Annotated in this window: 18 protein-coding genes; 13 read left to right on the forward strand and 5 right to left on the reverse strand. The window is 59.6% G+C overall.

Features of this window, described 5'->3' with window-relative positions; all coding sequences use genetic code 11:
• Positions 1-89 precede the first annotated feature (89 nt).
• The 4 genes from AB4P91_RS12355 to gap all read right to left on the reverse strand — a co-directional run bounded on the left by AB4P91_RS12355 (position 90) and on the right by gap (position 5,589).
• Positions 90-2,675, reverse strand: a complete 2,586-nt coding sequence (locus tag AB4P91_RS12355) for a TonB-dependent receptor (protein WP_395604879.1) — start codon at positions 2,673-2,675, stop codon at positions 90-92.
• Between the two features lie 122 nt (positions 2,676-2,797).
• A complete protein-coding gene (locus AB4P91_RS12360) occupies positions 2,798-3,763 on the reverse strand; it encodes a FecR family protein (RefSeq protein WP_395604880.1) in 966 nt (321 codons plus the stop codon).
• A gap of 94 nt (positions 3,764-3,857) precedes the next feature.
• The gene (locus AB4P91_RS12365; protein WP_042560613.1) at positions 3,858-4,385 is read right to left on the reverse strand and encodes an RNA polymerase sigma factor; all 528 of its coding nucleotides are present in this window, start codon (positions 4,383-4,385) and stop codon (positions 3,858-3,860) included.
• A 202-nt stretch (positions 4,386-4,587) separates the two neighbouring features.
• Positions 4,588-5,589: a type I glyceraldehyde-3-phosphate dehydrogenase gene (gene gap / locus AB4P91_RS12370; RefSeq protein ID WP_047300149.1), complete on the reverse strand. Its 1,002-nt coding sequence runs from the start codon at positions 5,587-5,589 to the stop codon at positions 4,588-4,590.
• Positions 5,590-5,809: 220 nt separating this feature from the next.
• Between gap and edd the strand changes: the two genes are divergently transcribed.
• From edd to AB4P91_RS12425, 11 genes are all read left to right on the forward strand, one after another.
• Complete coding sequence (edd, locus tag AB4P91_RS12375; protein WP_042560612.1) at positions 5,810-7,636, forward strand: phosphogluconate dehydratase; 1,827 nt, start codon at positions 5,810-5,812, stop codon at positions 7,634-7,636.
• On the forward strand, positions 7,633-8,583 hold the full coding sequence (locus tag AB4P91_RS12380) for a glucokinase (RefSeq protein WP_150686894.1): 951 nt from the start codon (positions 7,633-7,635) through the stop codon (positions 8,581-8,583). Before edd ends, AB4P91_RS12380 begins: the two co-directional genes overlap by 4 nt.
• A 166-nt stretch (positions 8,584-8,749) precedes the next feature.
• The gene (locus AB4P91_RS12385; protein WP_042560610.1) at positions 8,750-9,481 is read left to right on the forward strand and encodes a response regulator; all 732 of its coding nucleotides are present in this window, start codon (positions 8,750-8,752) and stop codon (positions 9,479-9,481) included.
• Complete coding sequence (locus AB4P91_RS12390; protein WP_047300145.1) at positions 9,471-10,940, forward strand: ATP-binding protein; 1,470 nt, start codon at positions 9,471-9,473, stop codon at positions 10,938-10,940. Before AB4P91_RS12385 ends, AB4P91_RS12390 begins: the two co-directional genes overlap by 11 nt.
• A gap of 174 nt (positions 10,941-11,114) precedes the next feature.
• Positions 11,115-12,374 carry an AGE family epimerase/isomerase gene (locus AB4P91_RS12395; RefSeq protein WP_395604881.1) on the forward strand — a complete coding sequence of 420 codons (1,260 nt, stop codon included), beginning with the start codon at positions 11,115-11,117 and terminating at the stop codon, positions 12,372-12,374.
• A gap of 119 nt (positions 12,375-12,493) precedes the next feature.
• Complete coding sequence (locus AB4P91_RS12400) at positions 12,494-13,795, forward strand: ABC transporter substrate-binding protein (RefSeq protein ID WP_150592888.1); 1,302 nt, start codon at positions 12,494-12,496, stop codon at positions 13,793-13,795.
• Between the two features lie 120 nt (positions 13,796-13,915).
• On the forward strand, positions 13,916-14,824 hold the full coding sequence (locus AB4P91_RS12405) for a carbohydrate ABC transporter permease (RefSeq protein WP_042560606.1): 909 nt from the start codon (positions 13,916-13,918) through the stop codon (positions 14,822-14,824).
• Positions 14,817-15,662: a carbohydrate ABC transporter permease gene (locus AB4P91_RS12410; protein WP_042560605.1), complete on the forward strand. Its 846-nt coding sequence runs from the start codon at positions 14,817-14,819 to the stop codon at positions 15,660-15,662. The genes AB4P91_RS12405 and AB4P91_RS12410 overlap by 8 nt, the downstream gene beginning before the upstream one ends.
• Positions 15,663-15,664: 2 nt before the next feature.
• On the forward strand, positions 15,665-16,825 hold the full coding sequence (locus AB4P91_RS12415; protein ID WP_042560604.1) for an ABC transporter ATP-binding protein: 1,161 nt from the start codon (positions 15,665-15,667) through the stop codon (positions 16,823-16,825).
• A gap of 195 nt (positions 16,826-17,020) precedes the next feature.
• On the forward strand, positions 17,021-18,370 hold the full coding sequence (locus AB4P91_RS12420; protein WP_150592891.1) for a carbohydrate porin: 1,350 nt from the start codon (positions 17,021-17,023) through the stop codon (positions 18,368-18,370).
• A gap of 173 nt (positions 18,371-18,543) precedes the next feature.
• Positions 18,544-19,398: a D-hexose-6-phosphate mutarotase gene (locus tag AB4P91_RS12425; RefSeq protein WP_042560602.1), complete on the forward strand. Its 855-nt coding sequence runs from the start codon at positions 18,544-18,546 to the stop codon at positions 19,396-19,398.
• A 1,248-nt stretch (positions 19,399-20,646) separates the two neighbouring features.
• On the opposite strand, the gene AB4P91_RS12430 is transcribed toward AB4P91_RS12425, so the two are convergent.
• Positions 20,647-21,507 (reverse strand): MurR/RpiR family transcriptional regulator, encoded by an 861-nt coding sequence (locus AB4P91_RS12430; RefSeq protein WP_171057240.1) that lies wholly within the window; start codon positions 21,505-21,507, stop codon positions 20,647-20,649.
• Positions 21,508-21,733: 226 nt separating this feature from the next.
• On the opposite strand from AB4P91_RS12430, the gene zwf reads away from it, so the two are divergent.
• Positions 21,734-23,200: a glucose-6-phosphate dehydrogenase gene (gene zwf, locus AB4P91_RS12435; protein WP_150686891.1), complete on the forward strand. Its 1,467-nt coding sequence runs from the start codon at positions 21,734-21,736 to the stop codon at positions 23,198-23,200.
• Positions 23,187-23,900: a 6-phosphogluconolactonase gene (gene pgl / locus AB4P91_RS12440; RefSeq protein ID WP_150597735.1), complete on the forward strand. Its 714-nt coding sequence runs from the start codon at positions 23,187-23,189 to the stop codon at positions 23,898-23,900. Before zwf ends, pgl begins: the two co-directional genes overlap by 14 nt.
• Positions 23,901-23,915: the final 15 nt, after the last annotated feature.

The raw sequence follows: 23,915 nt of genomic DNA on the forward strand, positions 1-23,915 counted from the left end.
GCTTGATAACAAGACGAACGGGCAAGCGCCGGACAGTAAAAAAAGCCTCACGGCGCGGTGCTTGAACACGCGCAGTGAGGTGGGTGGGGTCAGATGTCCCAGATCAGATTGATCGCGAAGTTGCGACCCGGTTGGGTCAGGCGATCAAGGTTGGCCGGTTGCGTCACCGACGCTTCGCCGACGCTGTCGTAACCGCGCACGTCATCCCACAGCCAGTATTTCTTGTCGGTCAGGTTGTAAATGCCGCCGCTGACGGTGACGTCGTTGGTGACTTTGTAGAACGCGGTCATATCAAGAATGCCGAAACCCGGCGACTTGAACTGGCTGCTGACGCCGTCCGGCGACTTGAAGTTGCTGTCGTCGACGCGATCCTTCTTCTTCACCACGGTCCAGCTCAGCAGGCCGCCGTAGTTGTCCTGGTCGTAGCCCAAACCGAACACACCGGTCAGCGGGTTAACGCTGTTGAGCGGCTCGCCACTGTCGTTGTTGCGACCGTAGGCATAGGCAATCGAGCCTTGGGTGTAGAGGCCCTGCGGTGCGCCGAACGCGTCAAGGTTCAGACGACCTTTGACTTCAGCACCCTTGATGGTCGCGTGCTTGATGTTGCTCGACTGGAAGGTCAGCTCGTTGTAACCCGGCGACACCGCGTCTTCGTTGATGAAGTCGCGGTACTTGTTATAGAACACCGCCACATCGAATGAGCCATGCTCGAAGTTACCGCGCAGGCCGGTTTCGTAGCTTTTGCTTTTTTCCGGTTCCAGGTCCGGGTTCGGCGCCACGTGGTAACCGGTGGTGCTGTTCTCGAAGCGGCCGTACAGGGCTTTCGCGGTGGGCGTGCGGAAACCTTCGGCGTATTGACCGTACCAGGTGTAGTTTTCGCTCAGGGCATAGGTCAGACCGAATTTCGGCGAGACTTTATGCCAGGTCTTGTTCTTGTCGCTGACCGTGCCTTGGCCATCGGCCGCCACGGTATTGAGGAACTCCTGAGTGATCTTCGGCTTGAGCTGGGTGTAGTCATAGCGCAGGCCTGGCAGGAAGGTCCAGTCATTCCAGCTGATCTGATCCTGGGCGAACAGGCTGTAGGTGTTGATGGTCGGATCCGGGAAGTCGGTGGCCTTCACCAACACGTCAGCGGTACTGGTCGCGCCGATCGCAGTGCAGCCACGGCCAACCGCCAGGCACTTGCCGTCGCCGCTGCGCGAACCGGTGACTTTCTGTTGCTTGATGGTGGTGCCGTAAGTCAGGACGTGATCGGTGTCACCGATGGCAAAAGCCTTGTCCAGTTGCGCGTCGAATACCCACTGTTTTTCTTCGTAAACGGTATCGCGGGTGCGCAGCACTTTTCGGGTGATCGGGTAGTAATACTCTTCGGTGCTCTGGTCGGTCTTGGCGATCTGGTGGTTGAGGCTCCACTTGACGTTGTCCACCAGCAAGCTGTCGAGCGCGAAGCGGTGTTCAAGGCCGAAACGCTCACGGGTAATGGTGTCGTTGCCGGTGCGCCACTGGTACATGCCGCCGGGCAGTACGCTGTTGGGGATGGTTGGCGCGCCATTGAAGTACGGGCCGCCGTACGCGCTTTTCTGATCGGTATCGCGATCATCCTTGTACTTTTCGTAAGTCAGGCCCAGGCGCGAATCTTCGTTGTAGTTCCAGCCGATCTTGGCCAGCACGTTGCTCGCCTTGACGTCTTCCGGGTTAGCGGCGGTGCGCTCAAGGCCGGTGCCGTTGTGGCTGCCGTAGGAGTCGGTTTCGTGACCGTCGCGCTGGCTGTAGTGCAGCAAACCGTCGAATTGATCGGCACGGCCGGCGACGGTGGCGGATTTCAGCCAGCTTTCATCGGCCGAGCTGTAACCGGTTTTCAGGCGCGCGCCAACATCGTTGCCAGGCTTGATGATGTCGTCCGGGTCGAGCGTGTAATAGCTGACGGCGCCGCCAATGGCGTTGCTGCCGTACAGCACCGACGCCGGGCCACGGAGGATCTCGACGCGTTTGACGATTTCCGGGTCGACGTAATTGCGCTGGGTCTTGGCGTACGGACCGTTGAAGAAACCGTCCGGCACTTCGACGCCGTCAACCTGGGTCAGAATCCGGTCGCCGTCGATGCCGCGGATGTTGTAACCGCTGATGCCGCCACGCTGACCGGCGCCGCCGACCGACACGCCCGGCTCATAGCGCACCAGATCCTTGATGGAGTTGACGTTGTTGCGATCGAGTTCTTCACGGGTGTGCACGGTGACGGTGCTTGGCACGCTGTTCACCGACTGTTCCTGGCGGGTGGCGCTGATGGTCACCTGATCCAGATTCAGTGCGCCGCTGCTGCTGCGCTTCTCCAGCACGACGTTGTTGTTGCTCAGCTTGCGGAAGCTCAGGTTGGTCCCCACCAACAGACGCTCCAAGGCTTTTTCCGGTGGCAGAGAGCCGCGCACACCCGGCGACGAGATGCCCTGACCCAGTTCTGCCGGCAAGCCGATCTGCCAACCGGTTACGGTGGTGAACGCGTTGAGCGCCGACACCAGCGGCTGCTGACTGATAGAGAAAGAGTAATCACCCATGTTGCGCGCCGGTTGCTCGGTCGCAGCCATCAGTGGCGCGGTGCCGGCCATGAGGATGGCCGCGGTCAGCAGCGACAATACGCGGGAAGGGGAAGAAGTCTGGCGGGTAAGGCGAAGGGACATCGATAGCGCTCCGTGTCGCACGAATCTTTATAGTTGCTGATTCTCATCCGAGGATGCGAATCAATTGCATTGGCTATAACTAGACGAACGCGCTCACGCTATCGAGTAAAAATAATTCTCATTTAGTTCAAGATGACCAGCGCCGGGAATTCCTGCAGACGCGCCGAGGTGATGTGCGCCAGAGAACGCACCACGTCGAGCGGCTGATCGAGGCGGTAATTGCCGGTCACGGCAACGTCGGCCAACTGCTCGTTGTTGTTGATGATCCAGCCTGGATAGTAGCGGCGCAATTCGGCCAGTACCTGATTCAGCGGGCAGTTCTCGAACACCAGTCGACCCTGCACCCACGCCAGCTCGGTGGCCGCGTCGAGTTTGGCCGGGCGATCGAAACCGTTGGGGCCGATGCGGATGCTTTCCCCGGCAGACAGGCGCATCCGCGCATCGTTGTGGGTGGCGCGCAAATCGACATCGCCACGCTGCACATTGACCTGCGCGATCCCGTCCAGATAGCGCACGGCGAACGCGGTGTCACGCACGCTGGCCTTGACCGGGCCGGCGTCAATTTCCAGCGGTTGATTGCGATTGGCTGCGACCTCGAAAAACGCTTCGCCCTGATACAACCGCGCGACGCGCTGCTGATCATCGATGGTGCTGGAGAACGCCGAGTCGGTGTTGAGCAGGACCTGCGAACCGTCCTCCAGTTGCAAGCGCTGACGTTCGCCAACCACGGTCAGGTGATCGGCCTGCAACCGCATCGGCAGGTTGCTGAAACTGAACAGACCAAGCACCAGAACGGCGGCGGTGGCCAGTGGTTTCCAGTGTGGACGCAGCCGCTGGAGGAAGGTGACTTTCGCGGGTTTTGAAGCCAGGTTTTGCGCGCACTGGGCAATTTGCGGACCGTCCCAGATTGCCTGAGCCTTGGCGAACGCCTCGGCATTCAATGGGTCCGCTGCCAGCCAGGCATGGAACTGCCGGGTCTGCTCCTCGTCCGGACTGCCGAGCACGATGAGCCAGTCCAGGGCCTGGTCCATTGCACTTGCAGCGTCCTGCGCCGACGGGGACGAAGGCGAGCGATGGGTGTCCGTCACGGTGTTTCCTCGGGCTTCTGGCGAAGCAGTTTCAAGTTTCAAGCTGCAAGCCAGACGCGTGAACTGCTTTTCGTTTTTACTGGGAGCGTGAAGCTTACAGCTTGCCGCTGCTGTCGTGTCGCTCGGCAACGCCGATGCAAATGCTCATGATCAGTTTGAGTTCTTTCTGCACGGTGCTGAGGGACACGCTCAGTTCTTGCGCGATTTCCTGATAACTGTGCCCGTGCAGGCGGCTGAGGATGAAGATCTGCTGCTGGCGCGGGCTGAGTTGACTGAGACTCACGTTCAAACGCTCCAGCATTTGTTCGGCGTGGGCGGCGTCTTCGGCGCTGCTGGCCGGGGCGGCGATGCTGTGCACAATTTCTTGCGGCACGTCATCGACCATGGTTCGCGAATGGATCTTGCGCGCACGCAGATGATCGAGCGCCAGGTTGCGTGCGGTCTGGAAGACAAAGGGTTCGAGGTGATCGATGGCCCGCTCGTTCAGCGCCCGTGCCACGCGCAGATAGGTCTCCTGCAGCAGGTCTTCAGCGGTGCTGTGATTGTTGACCATCCGTTCCAGCGTACGCAGCAAAGAAATGCGCTGGGTGAGGAAGACGTGGTTGAAGCGCGATTGACTCACGGGAGGACCTGATCCATTTCAAGCGAATGATAATGCTTATCATCTAGCTGAATGGTCAAGTATTGATTTTGAATGGGAATAACCGACCTTGTGGGAGTTGGCTTGCCAGCGATGGCGATGGGCCAGGCAATATCCATGTTGGATGTGCCTGCCTCATCGCTGGCAAGCCAGCTCCCACAGGGATCAGGGGTGGGGCGGGGGATTACTCGGCGTTACACAGCGCCAGGCAGTTATCCAGCATGCGGTTGGAGAAGCCCCACTCGTTGTCGTACCAGGCCAGCACTTTCAGCAGTTTGCCGCTGGATTTGGTGTGGTTGGCGTCGAAGATCGACGACAGCGGGTTGTGGTTGAAGTCGCTGGAAACCAGCGGCAACGTGTTGTAACCCAAAATTTTCGAATGTTGGCTGGCAGCCTTGAGCAGTGCGTTGACTTCCTCGGCCGTGGCTTCTTTCTTCAGTTGTACGGTCAGATCCACCAGCGACACATTGATCACCGGCACCCGCACGGCCATGCCGGTCAGTTTGCCCGCCAGTTCCGGTAGCACCAGGCCCACCGCTTCAGCGGCGCCGGTCTTGCTCGGGATCATGTTCTGCGTGGCCGAACGCGCGCGGTACGGGTCGGTGTGGTAGACGTCGGTCAGGTTCTGATCGTTGGTGTAAGCGTGGATCGTGGTCATCAGACCGCTTTCGATGCCCAGCTCGCGGTGCAGCACTTGCGCCACCGGTGCCAGGCAGTTGGTGGTGCACGAAGCGTTGGAGATGATCTGGTGCGACTGGCGCAGAATATCGTGGTTCACACCGTAAACGACGGTGGCATCGGCACCTTTGGCCGGGGCCGAGATGATCACTTTGCGCGCGCCGGCCGTAATATGCGCAGCGGCTTTGGCACGGTCGGTAAACAGACCGGTGCATTCGAAGACGACATCGATTTTTTCCGCAGCCCATGGCAGCTCGGCCGGGTTGCGAATGGCGCTCACCGCAATGCGGTCGCCGTTGACGGTCAGGCTTTCGTTGTCGTGCGCCACTTCGGCGTCGAACGTGCCATGAACGGTGTCGTATTTGAGCAGATGCGCATTGATTGAGCTGTCGCCCAGATCGTTGATGGCGACAATCTGCAGATCCTGTCGATAGCCTTGGGTATACAGTGCGCGCAGGACATTACGGCCGATGCGGCCAAAACCATTGATTGCGATTCGAAGAGTCATGGAACAGCGCCGCCGTCGTTTTGTTGTTGGAATTACAAGATTATTCGCATAAAAATAGAAAACAAGCCTTTTTAGTGGCAATATTTTGTCTTATCTACAACGAGTGACCTGAATCAACTGGTCCGAATGATCAAGAAAACCGTCCGTCATCCCGAATGCGCGGGCCCTTGATCAGCATAGACAATCAGGTCGCCATTTCCGTTAGCCTGGAGTTCTACACATGCATCCCCGCGTCCTTGAGGTCACCGAACGGCTTATCGCCCGCAGCCGCGCCACGCGTCAGGCTTACCTTGCGCTGATTCGCGGCGCTGCAACTGACGGCCCGATGCGCGGCAAGCTGCAATGCGCCAACTTCGCCCACGGTGTGGCCGGGTGTGGCACTGAAGACAAGCACAGCTTGCGGATGATGAACTCGGCGAACATCGCCATTGTTTCTTCGTATAACGACATGCTTTCGGCACACCAGCCGTACGAGGTCTTCCCTGAGCAGATCAAAAACGCCTTGCGTGAGATCGGTTCGGTCGGCCAGTTCGCTGGCGGCACTCCGGCGATGTGTGATGGCGTGACCCAAGGCGAACCGGGCATGGAACTGAGCCTGCCGAGCCGCGAAGTGATCGCGATGTCGACGGCGGTGGCGTTGTCCCACAACATGTTCGACGGCGCGCTGATGCTCGGCATCTGCGACAAGATCGTGCCGGGCCTGATGATGGGCTCGCTGCGTTTCGGTCATCTGCCGACAATCTTTGTGCCGGGCGGGCCGATGGTCTCGGGCATTTCCAACAAGGAAAAAGCCGACGTCCGGCAGAAGTACGCCGAAGGCAAAGCGACCCGCGAAGAGCTGCTGGAATCGGAGATGAAGTCCTACCACAGCCCGGGCACCTGCACGTTCTACGGCACCGCCAACACCAACCAGTTGCTGATGGAAGTCATGGGCCTGCACTTGCCGGGCGCCTCTTTCGTCAACCCGAACACGCCGCTGCGTGATGCACTGACCCGCGAAGCGGCGCATCAAGTTACGCGCCTGACCAAGCAGAACGGCAACTTCATGCCGATCGGCGAAATCGTCGACGAGAAGTCGCTGGTCAACTCGATCGTCGCGCTGCACGCCACCGGCGGCTCGACCAACCACACCCTGCACATGCCGGCCATCGCCATGGCCGCGGGCATTCAACTGACCTGGCAGGACATGGCAGACCTCTCCGAAGTCGTGCCGACCCTGAGCCACGTTTACCCGAACGGCAAAGCCGACATCAATCACTTCCAGGCAGCGGGCGGCATGTCGTTCCTGATCCGTGAACTGCTCGGTGCCGGCCTGCTGCACGAAGACGTCAACACCGTGCTCGGCCACGGCTTGAGCAAGTACACCAAAGAGCCGTTCCTCGATAACGGCGAACTGGTTTGGCGTGAAGGTCCGGTCGACAGCCTCGACGAAAACATTTTGCGCCCGGTGGCACGCGCGTTCTCGCCGGAGGGTGGTCTGCGGGTGATGGAGGGCAATCTCGGTCGCGGTGTGATGAAGGTGTCTGCCGTGGCGCTGGAAAACCAGATTGTTGAAGCGCCGGCCATGGTGTTCCAGGATCAACAGGATCTGGCCGATGCGTTCAAGGCCGGTTTGCTGGAGAAGGATTTCGTCGCCGTGATGCGCTTCCAGGGCCCGCGTTCCAACGGCATGCCCGAGTTGCACAAGATGACGCCGTTCCTTGGCGTGCTGCAGGATCGCGGCTTCAAAGTGGCGCTGGTGACGGACGGGCGCATGTCGGGCGCCTCGGGGAAAATCCCGGCGGCGATCCATGTCAGCCCGGAAGCTTATGTCGGTGGTGCTTTGGCTCGCGTGCAAGAGGGCGATATCATCCGCGTCGATGGCGTCAAAGGCACTTTGGAAATTAAAGTGGACGCCGACGAATTTGCAGCGCGCGAACCCGCCAAAGGCCTGTTGGGCAACAACATCGGCAGCGGTCGCGAACTGTTCGGTTTCATGCGCGTGGCCTTCAGCTCGGCGGAGCAGGGCGCCAGCGCCTTCACTTCTGCCCTGGAGACGCTTAATTGAAACTGGCTTTGGTCGGTGACATCGGAGGCACCAACGCGCGGTTCGCGTTGTGGAAAAACCAGCAACTGGAATCGATTCAGGTGCTGGCCACGGCCGACCATGCCAGCCCGGAAGAGGCCATCAGCCTCTACCTGAGCGGGCTCGGTCTGGCGCCGGGCGCTATCGGTTCGGTGTGCCTGTCGGTGGCCGGCCCGGTCAGTGGCGATGAATTCAAGTTCACCAACAACCACTGGCGGCTGAGCCGCAAAGCGTTCTGCAACATTTTGCAGGTCGAGCAGCTGTTGCTGGTCAATGACTTCTCGGCAATGGCGCTGGGCATGACGCGTTTGCAGCCGGGTGAATTCCGTGTGGTTTGCGAAGGCACGCCAGAACCGTTGCGTCCTTCGGTGGTGATTGGTCCGGGCACCGGCCTTGGCGTCGGTACTTTGCTCGATCTGGGCGAGGGTCGATTTGCGGCGCTGCCGGGCGAGGGTGGTCACGTTGATCTGCCGTTGAGCAGCCCGCGTGAAACACAGCTGTGGCAGCACATCCACAACGAGATCGGCCATGTCAGCGCGGAGACTGCATTGAGTGGTGGTGGTTTGCCGCGTGTCTATCGGGCGATTTGTGCGGTGGATGGCCATGAACCGACGCTCGAAACGCCAGAAGCCATTACGGCCGCTGGCCTTGCAGGCGATCCGATTGCCCTGGAAGTGCTGGAGCAGTTCTGCTGCTGGCTCGGCCGCGTGGCCGGTAACAACGTGCTGACCACGGGCGCACGGGGTGGGGTGTTTATCGTCGGTGGGGTGATTCCGCGTTTTGCCGACTTCTTCCTCGAAAGTGGTTTCGCCCGCAGTTTTGCCGACAAGGGCTGCATGAGCGATTACTTCAAAGGCATTCCGGTGTGGCTGGTGACGGCACCGTATTCCGGGCTGGTTGGCGCCGGCGTGGCCCTCGAGCAGGCTTGATACCGAGTTGCTTTCATCGCTGGCAAGCCAGCTCCCACGGGTTGTGTGAACGACAAAGATCTTTGTGGGAGCTGGCTTGCCAGCGATGGGGCCAGAACAGACAACAAATTTCCAAGGTTCATCAGGCATAATCCGCCCCAATTCCAACAACAAGGATGCCTTCGAAGTGAGCTCAGTCAACAAGTCGATATTGTTGGTCGATGACGACCAGGAAATACGCGAGTTGCTGGAAACCTATCTGACCCGTGCCGGGTTTCAGGTACGGGCCACAGCCGATGGCGCCAGTTTCCGTCAGGCCCTCAACGAGGCGCCGAGTGATCTGGTGATCCTCGATGTCATGCTGCCCGACGAGGACGGTTTCAGTCTGTGCCGCTGGGTGCGTCAGCATCCGCGTCAGGCGCAGGTGCCGATCATCATGCTCACCGCCAGTTCCGACGAGGCCGACCGGGTCATCGGTCTGGAGCTCGGCGCCGACGATTACCTCGGCAAACCTTTCAGCCCCCGCGAACTGCAGGCGCGCATCAAAGCGCTGCTGCGCCGCGCACAATTCGGCCAGGAACGCAGCGGCAGTGAAGTGCTGGCGTTTGACGATTGGCGGCTGGACATGGTCAGTCATCGGCTGTTTCACACCGACGGCGAGGAAGTGATTCTGTCCGGTGCCGATTTCGCTCTGCTGAAACTGTTCCTCGATCACCCGCAGGAAATTCTCGACCGCGACACCATCGGCAACGCCACTCGCGGCCGCGACCTGATGCCGCTCGATCGCATTGTCGACATGGCCGTCAGCCGCTTGCGCCAACGTCTGCGTGACACGGAAAAGCCGCCACGGCTGATTCGCACGGTACGCGGCAGCGGCTATCAACTGGCAGCCAACGTGGTTGCCGGCAATGGTCACTGAGTCACTGCGCCGGCTCGCCAGCAAAGTGCCGGTGCCGCGTTCGCTGCTGGGGCGGATGTTGCTGCTGACCTTGCTCGCGGTGCTGTTCGCGCAGACCTTGTCGAGTGTGATCTGGGTTTCGCAATTACGCGCCACCCAGCTCGAAGGCCTGGTCACCAGCGCCCGCAGCCTTGCTCATTCGATGACCGCCAGCGTCAGTTATTTTCGTTCGTTGCCGGTGGCCTATCGGCCGCTTGTGCTCGATCAGTTGCGCAGCATGGGCGGCACGCGGTTTGTCGTAACGCTCAACGACAAGCCGCTGGGCATGGACGTGCTGCCGGTCACACCGCGTAAAGCCGCGGTGATGAAAGCGGTCGACGAAGTGCTGCGTCAGTCCCTCGGTCAAGACACCGACATCTCGGTGTCTTTCGTCAGTCCCGAGGATCTGCGCATCTTCAACGCCGGGCTGAAACTCGATGAGTTGCCGCGCTCCTGGGCGCACTACGCGCTGACCCTTGAGCCGGTGAATCCGCCGGTGCTGGTCACGCAGATTCAGATGGCGCCGGGCGAGTGGCTGTACATCGCCTCGCTGTTGCCCGAGCCCTACACCAGTCTTGAAGAGCAAGGCCTGCCGTCGCAGCAAGTGTGGTTCATCGTCCTCACCAGCGGCTTTCTGCTGCTGTTCATCGGTGTGCTGGTGCACTGGCAGAGCCGACCGCTCAAGCGCCTGGCCCGAGCCGCGCGGGATCTGTCGCTGGGCGCCGACGTCGAACCGGTGGCGGAGGGCGGCGGCAGTGAAGTGGTCGAGGTCGGCCGCGCCTTCAACACCATGCGCGAGCGCATCAGCCGTTACCTGACCGAACGCAGCCAATTGTTCAGCGCGATTTCCCACGACTTGCGCACCCCGATCACCCGTCTGCGTTTGCGCGTCGAACTGCTCGAAGACGAACAGCTGCAAATCAAGTTCGGTCGTGATCTGGATGAGTTGGAGCTGCTGGTCAAAGGCGCGTTGCAATGCGTGAAAGACACTGACATCCACGAAAACATCGAACCGGTCGATCTCAACCATGTGCTCGATTGTCTGGTGGAGCCTTATCTGGCGCCCAACGGTAATGGTCGCGTGACCCAGCATGGGCGGGCGCTGGCGGCGTATTCGGGCAAACCTTTGGCATTGAAGCGCTGCATCGGCAACCTGATCGACAACGCGTTGAAGTACGGACAGAACGCGCATCTGCACATTGATGACGATGAAAGTGCATTCGTCCTGCACGTCGATGATGAAGGGCCGGGCGTGCCGGAGCAGCGGCTGGAGCAGGTGTTTGAGCCGCACTTCAGGTTGGCGGGACAGCAGCAGGGGTATGGGCTCGGCCTCGGAATTGCGCGCAATATCGCTCATAGCCATGGCGGTGAGGTGACGTTGCAGAACCTGCGTGAGGGTGGGTTGCGGGTGACGTTGCAGTTGCCGCGGTCGATGGATTGAAGATCAAAAGATCGCAGCCTTCGGCAGCTCCTACACCGATCCCTGTAGGAGCTGCCGAAGGCTGCGATCTTTTTTATGTCACGGATCAGTGACAAAACCCGTCCCCTTCGTTACAAGCCCACCCCGGCCCGTTGTTTAGACTCCCCGCAGTCATAACAACAAAAAAGGCCCCCCATGGATCACTTCGAACCCGGCTTCAGCAGCTGGCTCAATGCCCCCGCGCACCAGCAATGGCTTGCCGCCGAAGGCCTGCGCCTGCTGGATTTCGCCAGGGCTTCACGTCTGCCCGAAGGCTTCGGCAACCTCGACGAACGCGGCCGTTTGCCTGCGAACGCACGAGCCGAAACCATGAACACCGCGCGCATGACCCACAGCTTCGCCATGGCCCATATTCAGGGTTTGCCGGGGTTTGCCGAACTGGTCGATCACGGCATTGCCGCCCTGCGCGGGCCGCTGCGCGATGCGCTGCACGGCGGCTGGTTTGCGGTGGCCGGGCATCGCGATGACAACACGGGTAAGAACGCCTATCTGCACGCCTTCGTTGCACTGGCGGCGAGCTCGGCGGTGGTCGCACAACGTCCTGGCGCACAGGCGCTGCTGGATGATGCGATCGACATCATCGACACCTATTTCTGGAGCGAAGAAGAGGGCGCCATGCGCGAATTCTTCAATCGTGACTGGAGCGAAGAGGAAGCCTATCGCGGCGCGAACAGCAACATGCACGCGACCGAAGCGTTCCTCGCCCTGGCCGATGTCACTGAAGACCCACGCTGGCTGGTGCGCGCCCAGCGCATCGTCGAGCGAGTGATCCATGGTCACGCTGCTGCCAACGATTACATGGTCATTGAGCACTTCGACCGCGACTGGCAACCGCTGCGCGAATACAACCATGACAATCCCGCCGACGGTTTCCGCCCTTACGGCACCACGCCGGGACACGGTTTCGAGTGGGCGCGCCTTTTGCTGCACCTCGAAGCGGCGCGGGTGCAGGCCGGCATGCTTACTCCCGGCTGGCTCGCCACCGACGCGCAGAAACTCTTCGAGCAAAACTGCCGTTACGGTTGGGAGGTTGATGGCGCGCCGGGCATTGTCTACACCCTCGATTGGAACAACCAAGCCGTGGTCCGCCATCGCTTGCACTGGACGCATGCCGAGGCCAGTGCTGCGGCCAGCGCTTTGCTCAAGCGCACCGGCGATGAGCAATATGAAACCTGGTACCGACTGTTCTGGGATTTCTGCGATGTGAATTTCATCGACCGCTGCGACGGCAGTTGGCACCACGAACTCAATCCGCAAAACATTCCAAGTGCCGATATCTGGCCGGGCAAACCCGATCTGTATCACGCCTGGCAAGCGGTGCTGATTCCGCGTCTACCCTTGGCGCCGAGCATGGCCACTGCGCTGGAGCGCTTGTCCCAGAGCATTCCTGTGTAACCATGTGGTGACATTCGCGCGTCCCTTCGTTACCTGCGAGGGGATTCGCCCTGTTTAAACTCCTGTGCAGCGCAAGCACCAGACTTGCAATGCATAACAACAAGAAAGGTACATCTCAGATGAATGCGATTTCTCGCCTCGCTACTGTCATTTCTGTCGCCTCCCTGTTCCCGCTCGCAATTCTGCCTCTCAGTGTTTCCGCTGCCGAATCCAAAGGTTCGGTGGAAGTCGTGCACTGGTGGACCTCAGGTGGCGAAAAAGCTGCCGTTGATGTGCTCAAGGCCCAAGTCGAAAAAGACGGTTTCACTTGGAAAGACGGCGCTGTCGCCGGTGGTGGCGGTGCGACTGCCATGACGGTGCTGAAAAGCCGTGCAGTGGCCGGCAACCCGCCAGGCGTTGCCCAGATCAAAGGCCCGGACATCCAGGAATGGGCGTCGACCGGTCTGCTCGACACCGACGTTCTGAAGGACGTTGCCAAGTCGGAAAAGTGGGACAGCCTGCTCGACAAGAAAGTCTCCGATACCGTGAAGTACGACGGTGATTACGTGGCCGTGCCGGTGAACATTCACCGGGTGAACTGGCTGTGGATCAATCCGGAAGTCTTCAAGAAAGCCGGTATCGAAAAAGCCCCGACCACCCTCGAAGAATTCTACGCCGCTGGCGACAAGCTCAAGGCTGCGGGCTTCATCCCGCTGGCGCACGGCGGTCAGCCTTGGCAGGACAGCACCGTGTTCGAAGCCGTTGTGCTTTCGGTCATGGGGGTTGATGGCTACAAGAAAGCCCTGGTCGACCTCGACAACACCGCACTGACTGGCCCGGAAATGGTCAAGGCGCTCACCGAGCTGAAGAAAGTCGCGACCTACATGGACGCCGACGGCAAAGGCCAGGACTGGAACCTGGAAGCGGCCAAGGTCATCAACGGCAAGGCCGGCATGCAGATCATGGGTGACTGGGCCAAGTCCGAATGGACCGCCGCGAAGAAAATTGCCGGCAAGGATTACCAGTGCGTAGCGTTCCCGGGCACCGATAAGGCGTTCACCTACAACATCGACTCGCTGGCCGTGTTCAAGCAGAAAGACGCGGGCACCGCGGCGGGTCAGCAGGACATCGCCAAAGTCGTGCTGGGTGAAAACTTCCAGAAAGTCTTCAGCATCAACAAAGGCTCGATCCCGGTACGAATCGACATGTTGAACGACATGGAGAAACTCGGTTTCGACTCCTGCGCACAAACGGCTGCCAAAGACTTCCTGGCGGACTCCAAGTCCGGCGGCCTGCAGCCGAGCATGGCGCACAACATGGCGACCACGCTGGCCGTACAAGGCGCGTTCTTTGACGTAGTCACCAACTACATCAACGACCCGAAAGCCGACCCGGCCGACACCGCCAAGAAACTCGGCGCGGCGATCAAGTCGGCCAAATAAGCCTTAGTGGCAAGCGGCAAGCGGCAAGTTGAAAGCTGTAAGTAAAAGCACTGCCCTGCTTATCTTGCAGCTTGAAACTTGCAGCTTGTAGCTGCTCTTCTCTTTTTTATGGATTTCCCCATGAGTTCTGTTGCTGTGTTCAGCAAAGCCTCGCCGTTCGATGCATTGCAACGCTGGCTACCCAAACTGGTGCTGGCGCCGAGCATGTTCATCGTGCTGGTGGGCTTCTATGGCTACATCCTGTGGACGTTCGTCCTGTCGTTCACTACCTCGACATTCCTGCCCAACTACAAGTGGGCCGGTCTGGCGCAATACGCGCGGTTGTTCGACAACGATCGCTGGTGGGTCGCGAGCAAGAATCTCGCGATGTTCGGCGGTATGTTCATCGGCATCACCTTGGTGATCGGCGTGTTGCTGGCGGTGTTCCTCGACCAGCGTATCCGTCGTGAAGGCTTTATTCGCACCATTTACCTGTACCCGATGGCGCTCTCGATGATCGTCACCGGTACCGCGTGGAAATGGCTGCTCAACCCGGGCATGGGCCTGGACAAATTGTTGCGTGACTGGGGTTGGGAAGGCTTCCGTCTCGACTGGCTGATCGACCCGGATCGCGTGGTGTATTGCCTGGTGATCGCGGCTGTATGGCAAGCCTCGGGCTTCATCATGGCGATGTTCCTCGCCGGCCTGCGCGGGGTTGATCAATCGATCATCCGTGCCGCGCAGATCGATGGCGCGAGCATGCCGCGCATCTACTGGAAAGTCGTGCTGCCAAGCCTGCGCCCGGTGTTCTTCAGTGCCGTGATGATTCTGGCGCACATCGCGATCAAGAGCTTCGACCTGGTCGCGGCGATGACGGCCGGTGGTCCGGGTTACTCCTCCGACCTGCCAGCGATGTTCATGTACTCCTTCACCTTCAGTCGCGGCCAGATGGGCATGGGCTCGGCCAGTGCGATTCTGATGCTCGGTGCGATTCTCGCGATCATCGTGCCTTACCTGTACTCCGAGCTGAGGACCAAGCGTAATGACTAGTCTCGCTGCAAAATCCCCCATCAGCCTGAGTCGCATCGCGATCTACGCGGTGCTGATCCTCGCGGTGCTTCTGTATCTGGTGCCGCTGGTGGTCATGCTGCTGACCAGCTTCAAGACCCCGGAAGACATCGGCACCGGCAACCTGCTGAGCTGGCCGACCGTGGTCACCGGCATCGGCTGGGTGAAAGCCTGGGCCACCGTCGACGGCTATTTCTGGAACTCGATCAAGATCACCGTCCCGGCTGTGATCATCTCCACCGCCATCGGTGCGTTGAACGGCTATGTGCTGTCGTTCTGGCGCTTCCGTGGTTCGCAACTGTTCTTCGGCCTGCTGCTGTTCGGCTGCTTCCTGCCGTTCCAGACCGTGCTGCTGCCGGCCTCGTTCACCCTCGGCAAGATGGGCCTGGCGAGCACCACCACCGGCCTGGTGTTCATCCACGTGGTCTACGGCCTGGCGTTTACCACGCTGTTTTTCCGTAACTACTACGTGAGCATCCCCGATGCATTGGTGAAAGCCGCACGCCTTGATGGCGCAGGGTTCTTCACCATTTTCCGGCGGATCATTCTGCCGATGTCGACGCCGATCATCATGGTTTGCCTGATCTGGCAGTTCACCCAGATCTGGAACGACTTCCTGTTCGGTGTGGTGTTCTCCAGCGGTGATTCGCAACCGATCACGGTGGCGCTGAACAACCTGGTCAATACCAGCACCGGCGCCAAGGAATACAACGTTGATATGGCAGCGGCGATGATCGCCGGCCTGCCGACCCTGCTGGTCTATGTGGTCGCAGGCAAGTATTTCGTGCGCGGGCTGACGGCCGGCGCGGTCAAGGGGTAATCATGGCAACGCTCGAACTTCGCAACGTAAACAAGACTTATGGCCCCGGCCTGCCGGACACCCTGAAGAACATCGAACTGTCGATCAAGGAAGGTGAGTTCCTGATCCTCGTCGGCCCGTCGGGCTGCGGCAAGTCGACCCTGATGAACTGCATCGCCGGGCTGGAAACCATCACCGGCGGCGCGATCATGATCGGTGATCAAGACGTCAGCGGCATGAGCCCCAAGGATCGCGACATCGCCATGGTGTTCCAGTCCTACGCCTTGTACCCGACCATGAGCGTGCGCGAGAACATCGAGTTCGGTCTCAAGATTCGCAAGATGCCGCAGTCGGCGATCGACGAAGAAGTCGCTCGCGTGGCCAAGCTGTTGCAGATCGAACACTTGCTCAACCGCAAGCCGGGCCAGCTCTCCGGTGGTCAGCAACAGCGTGTGGCGATGGGCCGTGCGTTGGCGCGTCGGCCGAAGATTTATCTGTTCGACGAACCGCTGTCCAACCTCGACGCCAAACTGCGCGTCGAGATGCGCACCGAAATGAAACTGATGCACCAGCGCCTGAAAACCACCACGGTGTACGTGACCCACGACCAGATCGAAGCGATGACCCTGGGCGATAAAGTGGCGGTGATGAAGGACGGCATCATTCAGCAGTTCGGCACGCCAAAAGAGATCTACAACGACCCTGCCAACCTGTTCGTGGCGAGCTTCATCGGTTCGCCGCCGATGAACTTCATCCCGCTGCGTCTGCAACGCAAGGACGGTCGTCTGTTGGCGCTGCTCGACAGCGGCCAGGCCCGTTGCGAACTGCCGATGGGCATGCAGGACGCCGGTCTTGAAGACCGCGAAGTGATCCTCGGCCTGCGCCCGGAACAGATCGTTCTGGCGAACGGCGAGGGCAACGGCCTGCCGAGCATTCGCGCTGAAGTGCAGGTTACCGAGCCGACCGGTCCGGACACGCTGGTGTTCGTCAATCTGAACGACACCAAGGTCTGCTGCCGTCTGGCGCCAGACGTGGCGCCGCAAGTGGGCGAGAGCCTGACGCTGCAATTCGATCCGTCGAAAGTGTTGTTGTTTGATGCCAAGACGGGCGAGCGGTTGGGCGTTGCCGGTCAAGCACAGACCGATGCGCGGTCTGCGAACGTGGCCCAATTCAAAGGCCGGTAGAGAACAAATGTGGGAGCGAGTTTGCTCGCGAAAGCGGTCTGACATTCAGCATCAATGTCGCCTGATACACCGCCTTCGCGAGCAAGCTCGCTCCCACAGTGGGGAGTACGCGGTGGGTTGCCTGTAATCCATCGCACTTTAGGTAAACCGCGTTAGATAAAAACAGTTAATAACAATAAAGACGAGGATGTAGGGATGAAAATGAAACACGTCAATGCCCGGTTGATCTGCCAAGTGTCAGCTGCGGCAGCACTGGTGCTGGCCGGCAATGCGATGGCGGCGGATGCTTTCAGCTCCGACTCCAAATGGATGACCGGTGACTGGGGCGGCGAGCGGACCAAGCTGATCGAGCAGGGTATCGACATCAAGGCCGACTACGTTGGGGAAGTCGGTGGCAACCTGAATGGTGGCTACAACGACGACAAGACTGCGCGTTACGCCGACCAGTTCGGTCTGGGCGTGGCACTCGATCTGCAAAAGCTGTGGGGCTGGGACAATACTCAGGCCAAGATCCAGCTGACCAACCGTAACGGCTACAACATCTCCAACGACCGTGTTGGTGATCCGCGTGCCGGCACCTTGAGTTCGTCGCAGGAAGTCTACGGCCGTGGCCACATGGTGCGTCTGACCCAGTTGTGGATTCAGCACCAGTTCTTCGACAACAAACTCGACGTCAAGGCCGGTTACTTCGGTGAAGGCGAAGACTTCAACACCTTCCCGTGCGACTTCCAAAACCTGGCGTTCTGCGGTTCGCAAGTGGGTAACTGGGCGACCAATATCTGGTACAACTGGCCCGTCAGCCAGGCCGCGATCCGTGTGAAGTACAACATCAATGATGAGCTCTACGCTCAGATCGGTGCGTACAACCAGAACCCGTCGCAACTGGAGCACGGCAACGGCTTCAAACTCAGCGGCAGCGGCACCAAAGGCACCGTTTTGCCGGTCGAACTGGTCTGGTCGCCGAAGGTTAACAGCCTGCCGGGCGAATACCGCGTCGGTTACTACAAGAGCACGGCGGACGCTGATGATGTTCGTGAAGACATCAATGGTTTCGACGCTGCCACGACTGGCGACGCCTACAAGACCCACAGCAGCAAAAGCGGTTACTGGTTCGTGGCGCAACAGCAACTTACCAGCCATAACGGTGACGCGACCCGCGGCCTGAACATCGCGGCCAACGCCACGTTCCACGACAAGGACACCAACTTCATCGACAACTATCAGTCGGTGATGTTTGTCTACAAAGGCCCGTTCGACGCACGTCCCAAGGATGACGTCGGCATCGGCGCGGCGCGTATCCACGTCAACAAGGACGTGAAGCGCAACGCTGAACTGCTGAACGCTTCCAGCGGTGTGTCCGACTACGACAGTGCCGCGTTCTCGCCAATTCGTGAAACCGAATACAACTACGAAATCAACTACGGCTTCCATGTCACCAACTGGCTGACCGTGCGTCCTAACCTGCAATACATCACCCACCCGGGCGGTGTTGATGAAGTGGACAACGCTCTGGTCGCTGGTCTGAAAATTCAGTCGGTGTTCTAACGCGTCTGCGATAAGCTCCTCTCTATGTGCGCATATTTGCGGACAGCGAGGGGCGTTCTCAATTGTTTGTACCCGCTGCGGTGGGAAAAACAATTGAGAACGCCCCTTAGGCTGTCCGCTTTTTTTTGGGGCAGGCGCCGCCCTGTGAAAGACGATTTCAGGACCGTGGTCCCATGCATGAGCATCCGCTGCAACGCTTCTTCAAATCCCTGCGCGAACAGCCCGTTTTCGCTTGGGAGCGCTATCAGATGCGCGACGTGTTGGTGATCGATCATCCGCTGTGTCAGGCCGTGTTCAGTCGTCAGGGCGCGCAGTTGCTGCACTTTCAGCCGCGCGGGCAAAAGCCGTGGTTGTGGTGTGCGGCGAAGTGGCCGCATGTGGGTGCGATCCGTGGTGGTGTGCCGGTGTGCTGGCCCTGGTATGGCCGCCATCCAAGCGAAAACGCGTGGCCGTCCCATGGTTGGGCGCGTCTGCTCGACTGGAAGTTGCTAGACAGCAGCAGCGCTGAAGATGGCGTGCGCCTGCATTGGCAATTGCAATTGTGCGACTGGCAGGTTGACCTTCACGCTCACCTTGGCGAACGCATGGAATTGCGCTTGAGCACCGAGCACCAGGACGACATGCCATGCCAATTGAGCCAGGCTTTGCACGCGTACTGGCGTATTGGCGATGTCGGTGAGATAGCGCTGTCTGGGCTCGAAGGCGCGCAAGGTTATGACCAGTTGAACCGCCAGGCTTGCCAGCAGGAAGGTGAGTTGCGCGTCGACGGTGGCTGTCAGCGGGTGTTCCAGCACGACGGTGAATTACAGCTCAAGGATCACGCCTGGCAGCGCGAGTTGTGCATCGATACGGGTGACAGTGCAGACACGGTGGTGTGGCATCCGGGCTCGCGGCCCTTGCTGGGCGTTAGCTGGGATGAGGTGTTGGAGTTTGTATGTGTTGAGGCGGCGGCGGGAGGCACCGACAGTCTGCATCTGGCGCCGGGGGAGAAGGCGCATTTGAGTTTGCAGGCGTGGGCGGCTGCTTGAGTGTGTCAGCCACATCGTAGCCCCTCACCCTAGCCCTCTCCCGGAGGGAGAGGGGACCGAATGGGGGATATTCGAGAGATTCACCGACCTGAATGAATGTCGGTGAATCCATAATCGACTGAGTGTTTCAGGTCGATGCAGATCGCCAGACACCTCGGTCGGCTCCTCTCCCTCCGGGAGAGGGGACCGAATGGGGGATATTCGAGAGATTCACCGACCTGAATGAATGTCGGTGAATCCATAATCGACTCAGTGTTTCAGGTCGATGTAGATCGCCAGACACCTCGGTCGGCCCCCTCTCCCTCCGGGAGAGGGGACCGAATGGGGGATATTCGAGAGATTCACCGACCTGAATGAATGTCGGTGAATCCATAATCGACTGAGTGTTTCAGGTCGATGCAGATCGCCAGACACCTCGGTCGGCTCCTCTCCCTTCGGGAGAGAGGGCCGAATGGGGGATATTCGAGAGATTCACTGACCTGAATGAATGTCGGTGAATCCATAATCGACTCAGTGTTTCAGGTCGATGTAGATCGCCAGACACCACGGTCGGCTCCTCTCCCTCCGGGAGAGGGGACCGAATGGGGGATATTCGAGAGATTCACCGACCTGAATGAATGTCGGTGAATCCATAATCGACTCAGTGTTTCAGGTCGATGTAGATCGCCAGACACCTCGGTCGGCTCCTCTCCCTTCGGGAGAGAGGGCCGAATGGGGGATATTCGAGAGATTCACCGACCTGAATGAATGTCGGTGAATCCATAATCGACTGAGTGTTTCAGGTCGATGCAGATCGCCAGACACCTCGGTCGGCTCCTCTCCCTTCAGGAGAGGGGACCGAATGGGGGATATTCGAGAGATTCACCGACCTGAATGAATGTCGGTGAATCCATAATCGACTGAGTGTTTCAGGTCGATGCAGATCGCCAGACACCTCGGTCGGCTCCTCTCCCTTCGGGAGAGAGGCCGAATGGGGGATATTCGAGAGATTCACCGACCTGAATGAATGTCGGTGAATCCATAATCGACTCAGTGTTTCAGGTCGATGCAGATCGCCAGACACCTCGGTCGGCTCCTCTCCCTTCAGGAGAGGGGACCGAATGGGGGATATACGAGAGATTCACCGACCTGAATGAATGTCGGTGAATCCATAATCGACTGAGTGTTTCAGGTCGATGTAGATCGCCAGACACCACGGTCGGCCCCCTCTCCCTCCGGGAGAGGGCTGGGGTGAGGGGCTTTTGATCTTTAGTTGAACTCGTCACCCACCGGATACCGGCTCGCATTCAAGCTCTCTTTGATCTTGCGCAGATGCGGCTGGAAATCCACTCCGCGACGCAGCGTCATCCCGGTCGCCAACACATCCAGTACGGTCAACTGAATGATCCGCGAAGTCATCGGCATATAGATGTCGGTGTCTTCCGGCAATGGAATGTTCAGGCTCAAGGTGCTGGCCTTGGCCAGCGGCGAATTCTCGGCGGTCAAACCCAGCACCGAAGCACCGTTCTCGCGGGCAATGCGCGCCACTTCCACCAGTTCGCGGGTGCGCCCGGTGTAGGAGATGATCACGAACAGCTCGCCGGTGTGCGCCACCGAAGCAATCATTCGCTGCATCAACACATCGGCATGCGCTGTCACCGCCAGGTTGAAACGGAAAAATTTGTGTTGCGCATCCAGGGCCACCGGCGCCGAAGCCCCGAGGCCGAAGAAGTGAATCTGTCGCGCCTGAATCAACAGGTCGACGGCACGGCTGATCAGGTTCGGATCAAGCGCCTGACAAGCGCTGTCCAGTGAGGCAATGGCGCTGCCGAAAATCTTCTGCGTGTACGCTTCGGGATTGTCGTCGGCCTCGACCGCCCGGCTGACATACGCCGCGCCGCTGGCCAGGCTCTGCGCCAGTTGCAGCTTGAGTTCGGGATAGCCGCTGACACCGAACGAACGGCAAAAACGGTTGACCGTCGGCTCACTCACCGACGCTGCCTGGGCGAGGGCGGCGATGCTGAAGCGGGTGGCCTGCTGCGGGTTGAGCAGGATCACTTCGGCAACTTTGCGTTCGGCCTTGTTCAGGTCTTCAAGGCGACTCTGGATCTGTTCCAGTAAATTTCGCACGCGATCCATATGGAATTCCTAATTCACCTGCGCAAAGGTGCGCCGGGCTATGCAAATTGGGCCTTTGATATCGCCCGTAACGGTGGCCTATCCTACTGATGGCTCCGACCGACCACCACTCGGAATCTGTATTTTGCGAAAATGTTGTGGTTATTACTACATTTTCCCTTGAGTGATGCCTTGAAAAAAGGTATTTGTAGCTTAACTTGATAAAAGAACAAACATCATGCCTTCGATTACGGTTGAACCGTGCACCTTTGCCTTGTTCGGCGCTCTTGGCGATCTGGCCCTGCGCAAGTTGTTTCCTGCCCTTTATCACCTCGATGGCGCTGACTTGTTGCACGAGGACACGCGCATCATCGCGCTGGCCCGTGAAGACGGCACCGAGCAGCAGCACCTGGCATTCATCTCCGCCGAATTGCGCCGCTACGTCGGCAAAGAGTTGAACGAGGCCGTCGCTGAACGTTTTCTGGCGCGCCTGACCTACCTGCACGTCGACTTTCTCAAGGCTGAAGATTACGTCGCGCTGGCCGAAATGGCCGGCAGCACGCAACGCATGATTGCCTACTTCGCCACTCCGGCGGCGGTGTACGGCGCGATCTGCGAGAACCTGGCGAATGTCGGGCTGGCAGAAAACACCCGTGTGGTCCTGGAAAAACCGATCGGCTCCGACCTGGAGTCCTCGCGCAAGGTCAACGACGCCGTGGCGCAGTTCTTCCCGGAGAACCGCACCTACCGCATCGACCACTATCTGGGCAAAGAAACCGTTCAGAACCTGATCGCCCTGCGTTTCGCCAACAGCCTGTTCGAAACCCAGTGGAACCAGAATTACATCTCCCACGTGGAAATCACCGTGGCTGAGAAGGTCGGTATCGAAGGCCGCTGGGGCTATTTCGACAAGGCCGGCCAACTGCGCGACATGATCCAGAATCACCTGTTGCAGCTGCTCTGCCTGATCGCCATGGACCCGCCGGCCGACCTGTCCGCCGACAGCATCCGTGACGAGAAAGTCAAAGTGCTCAAGGCGCTGGCGCCGATCAGCCCGGAAGGCCTGACCACTCAGGTCGTGCGCGGCCAGTACATTGCCGGGCACAGCGAAGGCAAATCCGTACCGGGCTACCTCGAAGAACCGAATTCCAACACCCAGAGCGACACTGAAACCTTCGTCGCCCTGCGTGCCGACATCCGCAACTGGCGCTGGGCCGGTGTGCCGTTTTACCTGCGTACCGGCAAGCGCATGCCGCAGAAACTCTCGCAGATCGTCATCCACTTCAAGGAACCGTCGCACTACATCTTCGCCCCCGAGCAGCGCCTGCAGATCAGCAACAAACTGATCATCCGCCTGCAACCGGACGAAGGCATTTCCTTGCGCGTGATGACCAAAGAGCAGGGCCTGGATAAAGGCATGCAATTGCGCAGCGGTCCGCTGCAACTGAATTTCTCCGACACCTGGCGTAGCGCGCGGATCCCCGATGCCTACGAGCGGTTGTTGCTGGAAGTGATGAACGGCAATCAGAACCTGTTTGTCCGTAAAGATGAAATCGAAGCCGCGTGGAACTGGTGTGACCAGCTGATCGCCGGGTGGAAAAAATCCGGTGACGCGCCCAAGCCGTACGCGGCCGGGTCGTGGGGGCCGATGAGCTCCATTGCATTGATCACGCGGGACGGGAGGTCGTGGTATGGCGATATCTGATGTGAAACTGCCTGCGGGCGTGAATGCCCACGCGTTCAAGAGCGCGGTGCTGTTGGCCGAAGGTCTGGCGCTGAATGTGGCCAAGCAACTGAGCGATGCCATCGCCGCACGCGGCAACGCGGTGCTGGTGGTGTCCGGCGGTCGCAGCCCGGTGGCGTTTTTCCAGCACCTGGCCAAGCAGGACCTGGACTGGTCGAAGGTCGTTGTGACCCTCGCCGACGAGCGCTGGGTGCCGGTTGAACATGCCGACAGCAATGCCGGTCTGCTCAAGCAGTATCTGCTCAAGGGCCCGGCGGCCAAGGCGCAATTCCTCAGCCTCTACAGCGCTGCGGCGAATGTCGAACAGGCTGCCGAACAGGCTGACCGTTTGCTGGCCGAGTTGCCACCGATTGATGTGCTGGTGCTGGGCATGGGCGATGACGGCCACACCGCGTCGCTGTTCCCCGACAGCCCGAACCTGGCCGAAGCGCTGCAAACCGATGGCACGCGTCGTTGCTGGCCGATGCTGGCGCCGAGTGTGCCGCGTCAGCGCCTGACCATGAGCCGTGCGCTGCTGGCTTCGGCGAAACACAAGATTCTGTCGATTTCCGGTCAGTCGAAACTGACCACCCTGAATGCCGCGCTGGCATCCGATGACGTCGCGGCCATGCCGGTGCGCGCGTTTCTGCAACCTACGTTAGAGATTTACTGGTGCCCATGAGCCAAGGAACAGCCG

Source organism: Pseudomonas sp. B21128 (assembly GCF_044218865.1).
Lineage (GTDB): Bacteria > Pseudomonadota > Gammaproteobacteria > Pseudomonadales > Pseudomonadaceae > Aquipseudomonas > Aquipseudomonas iridis.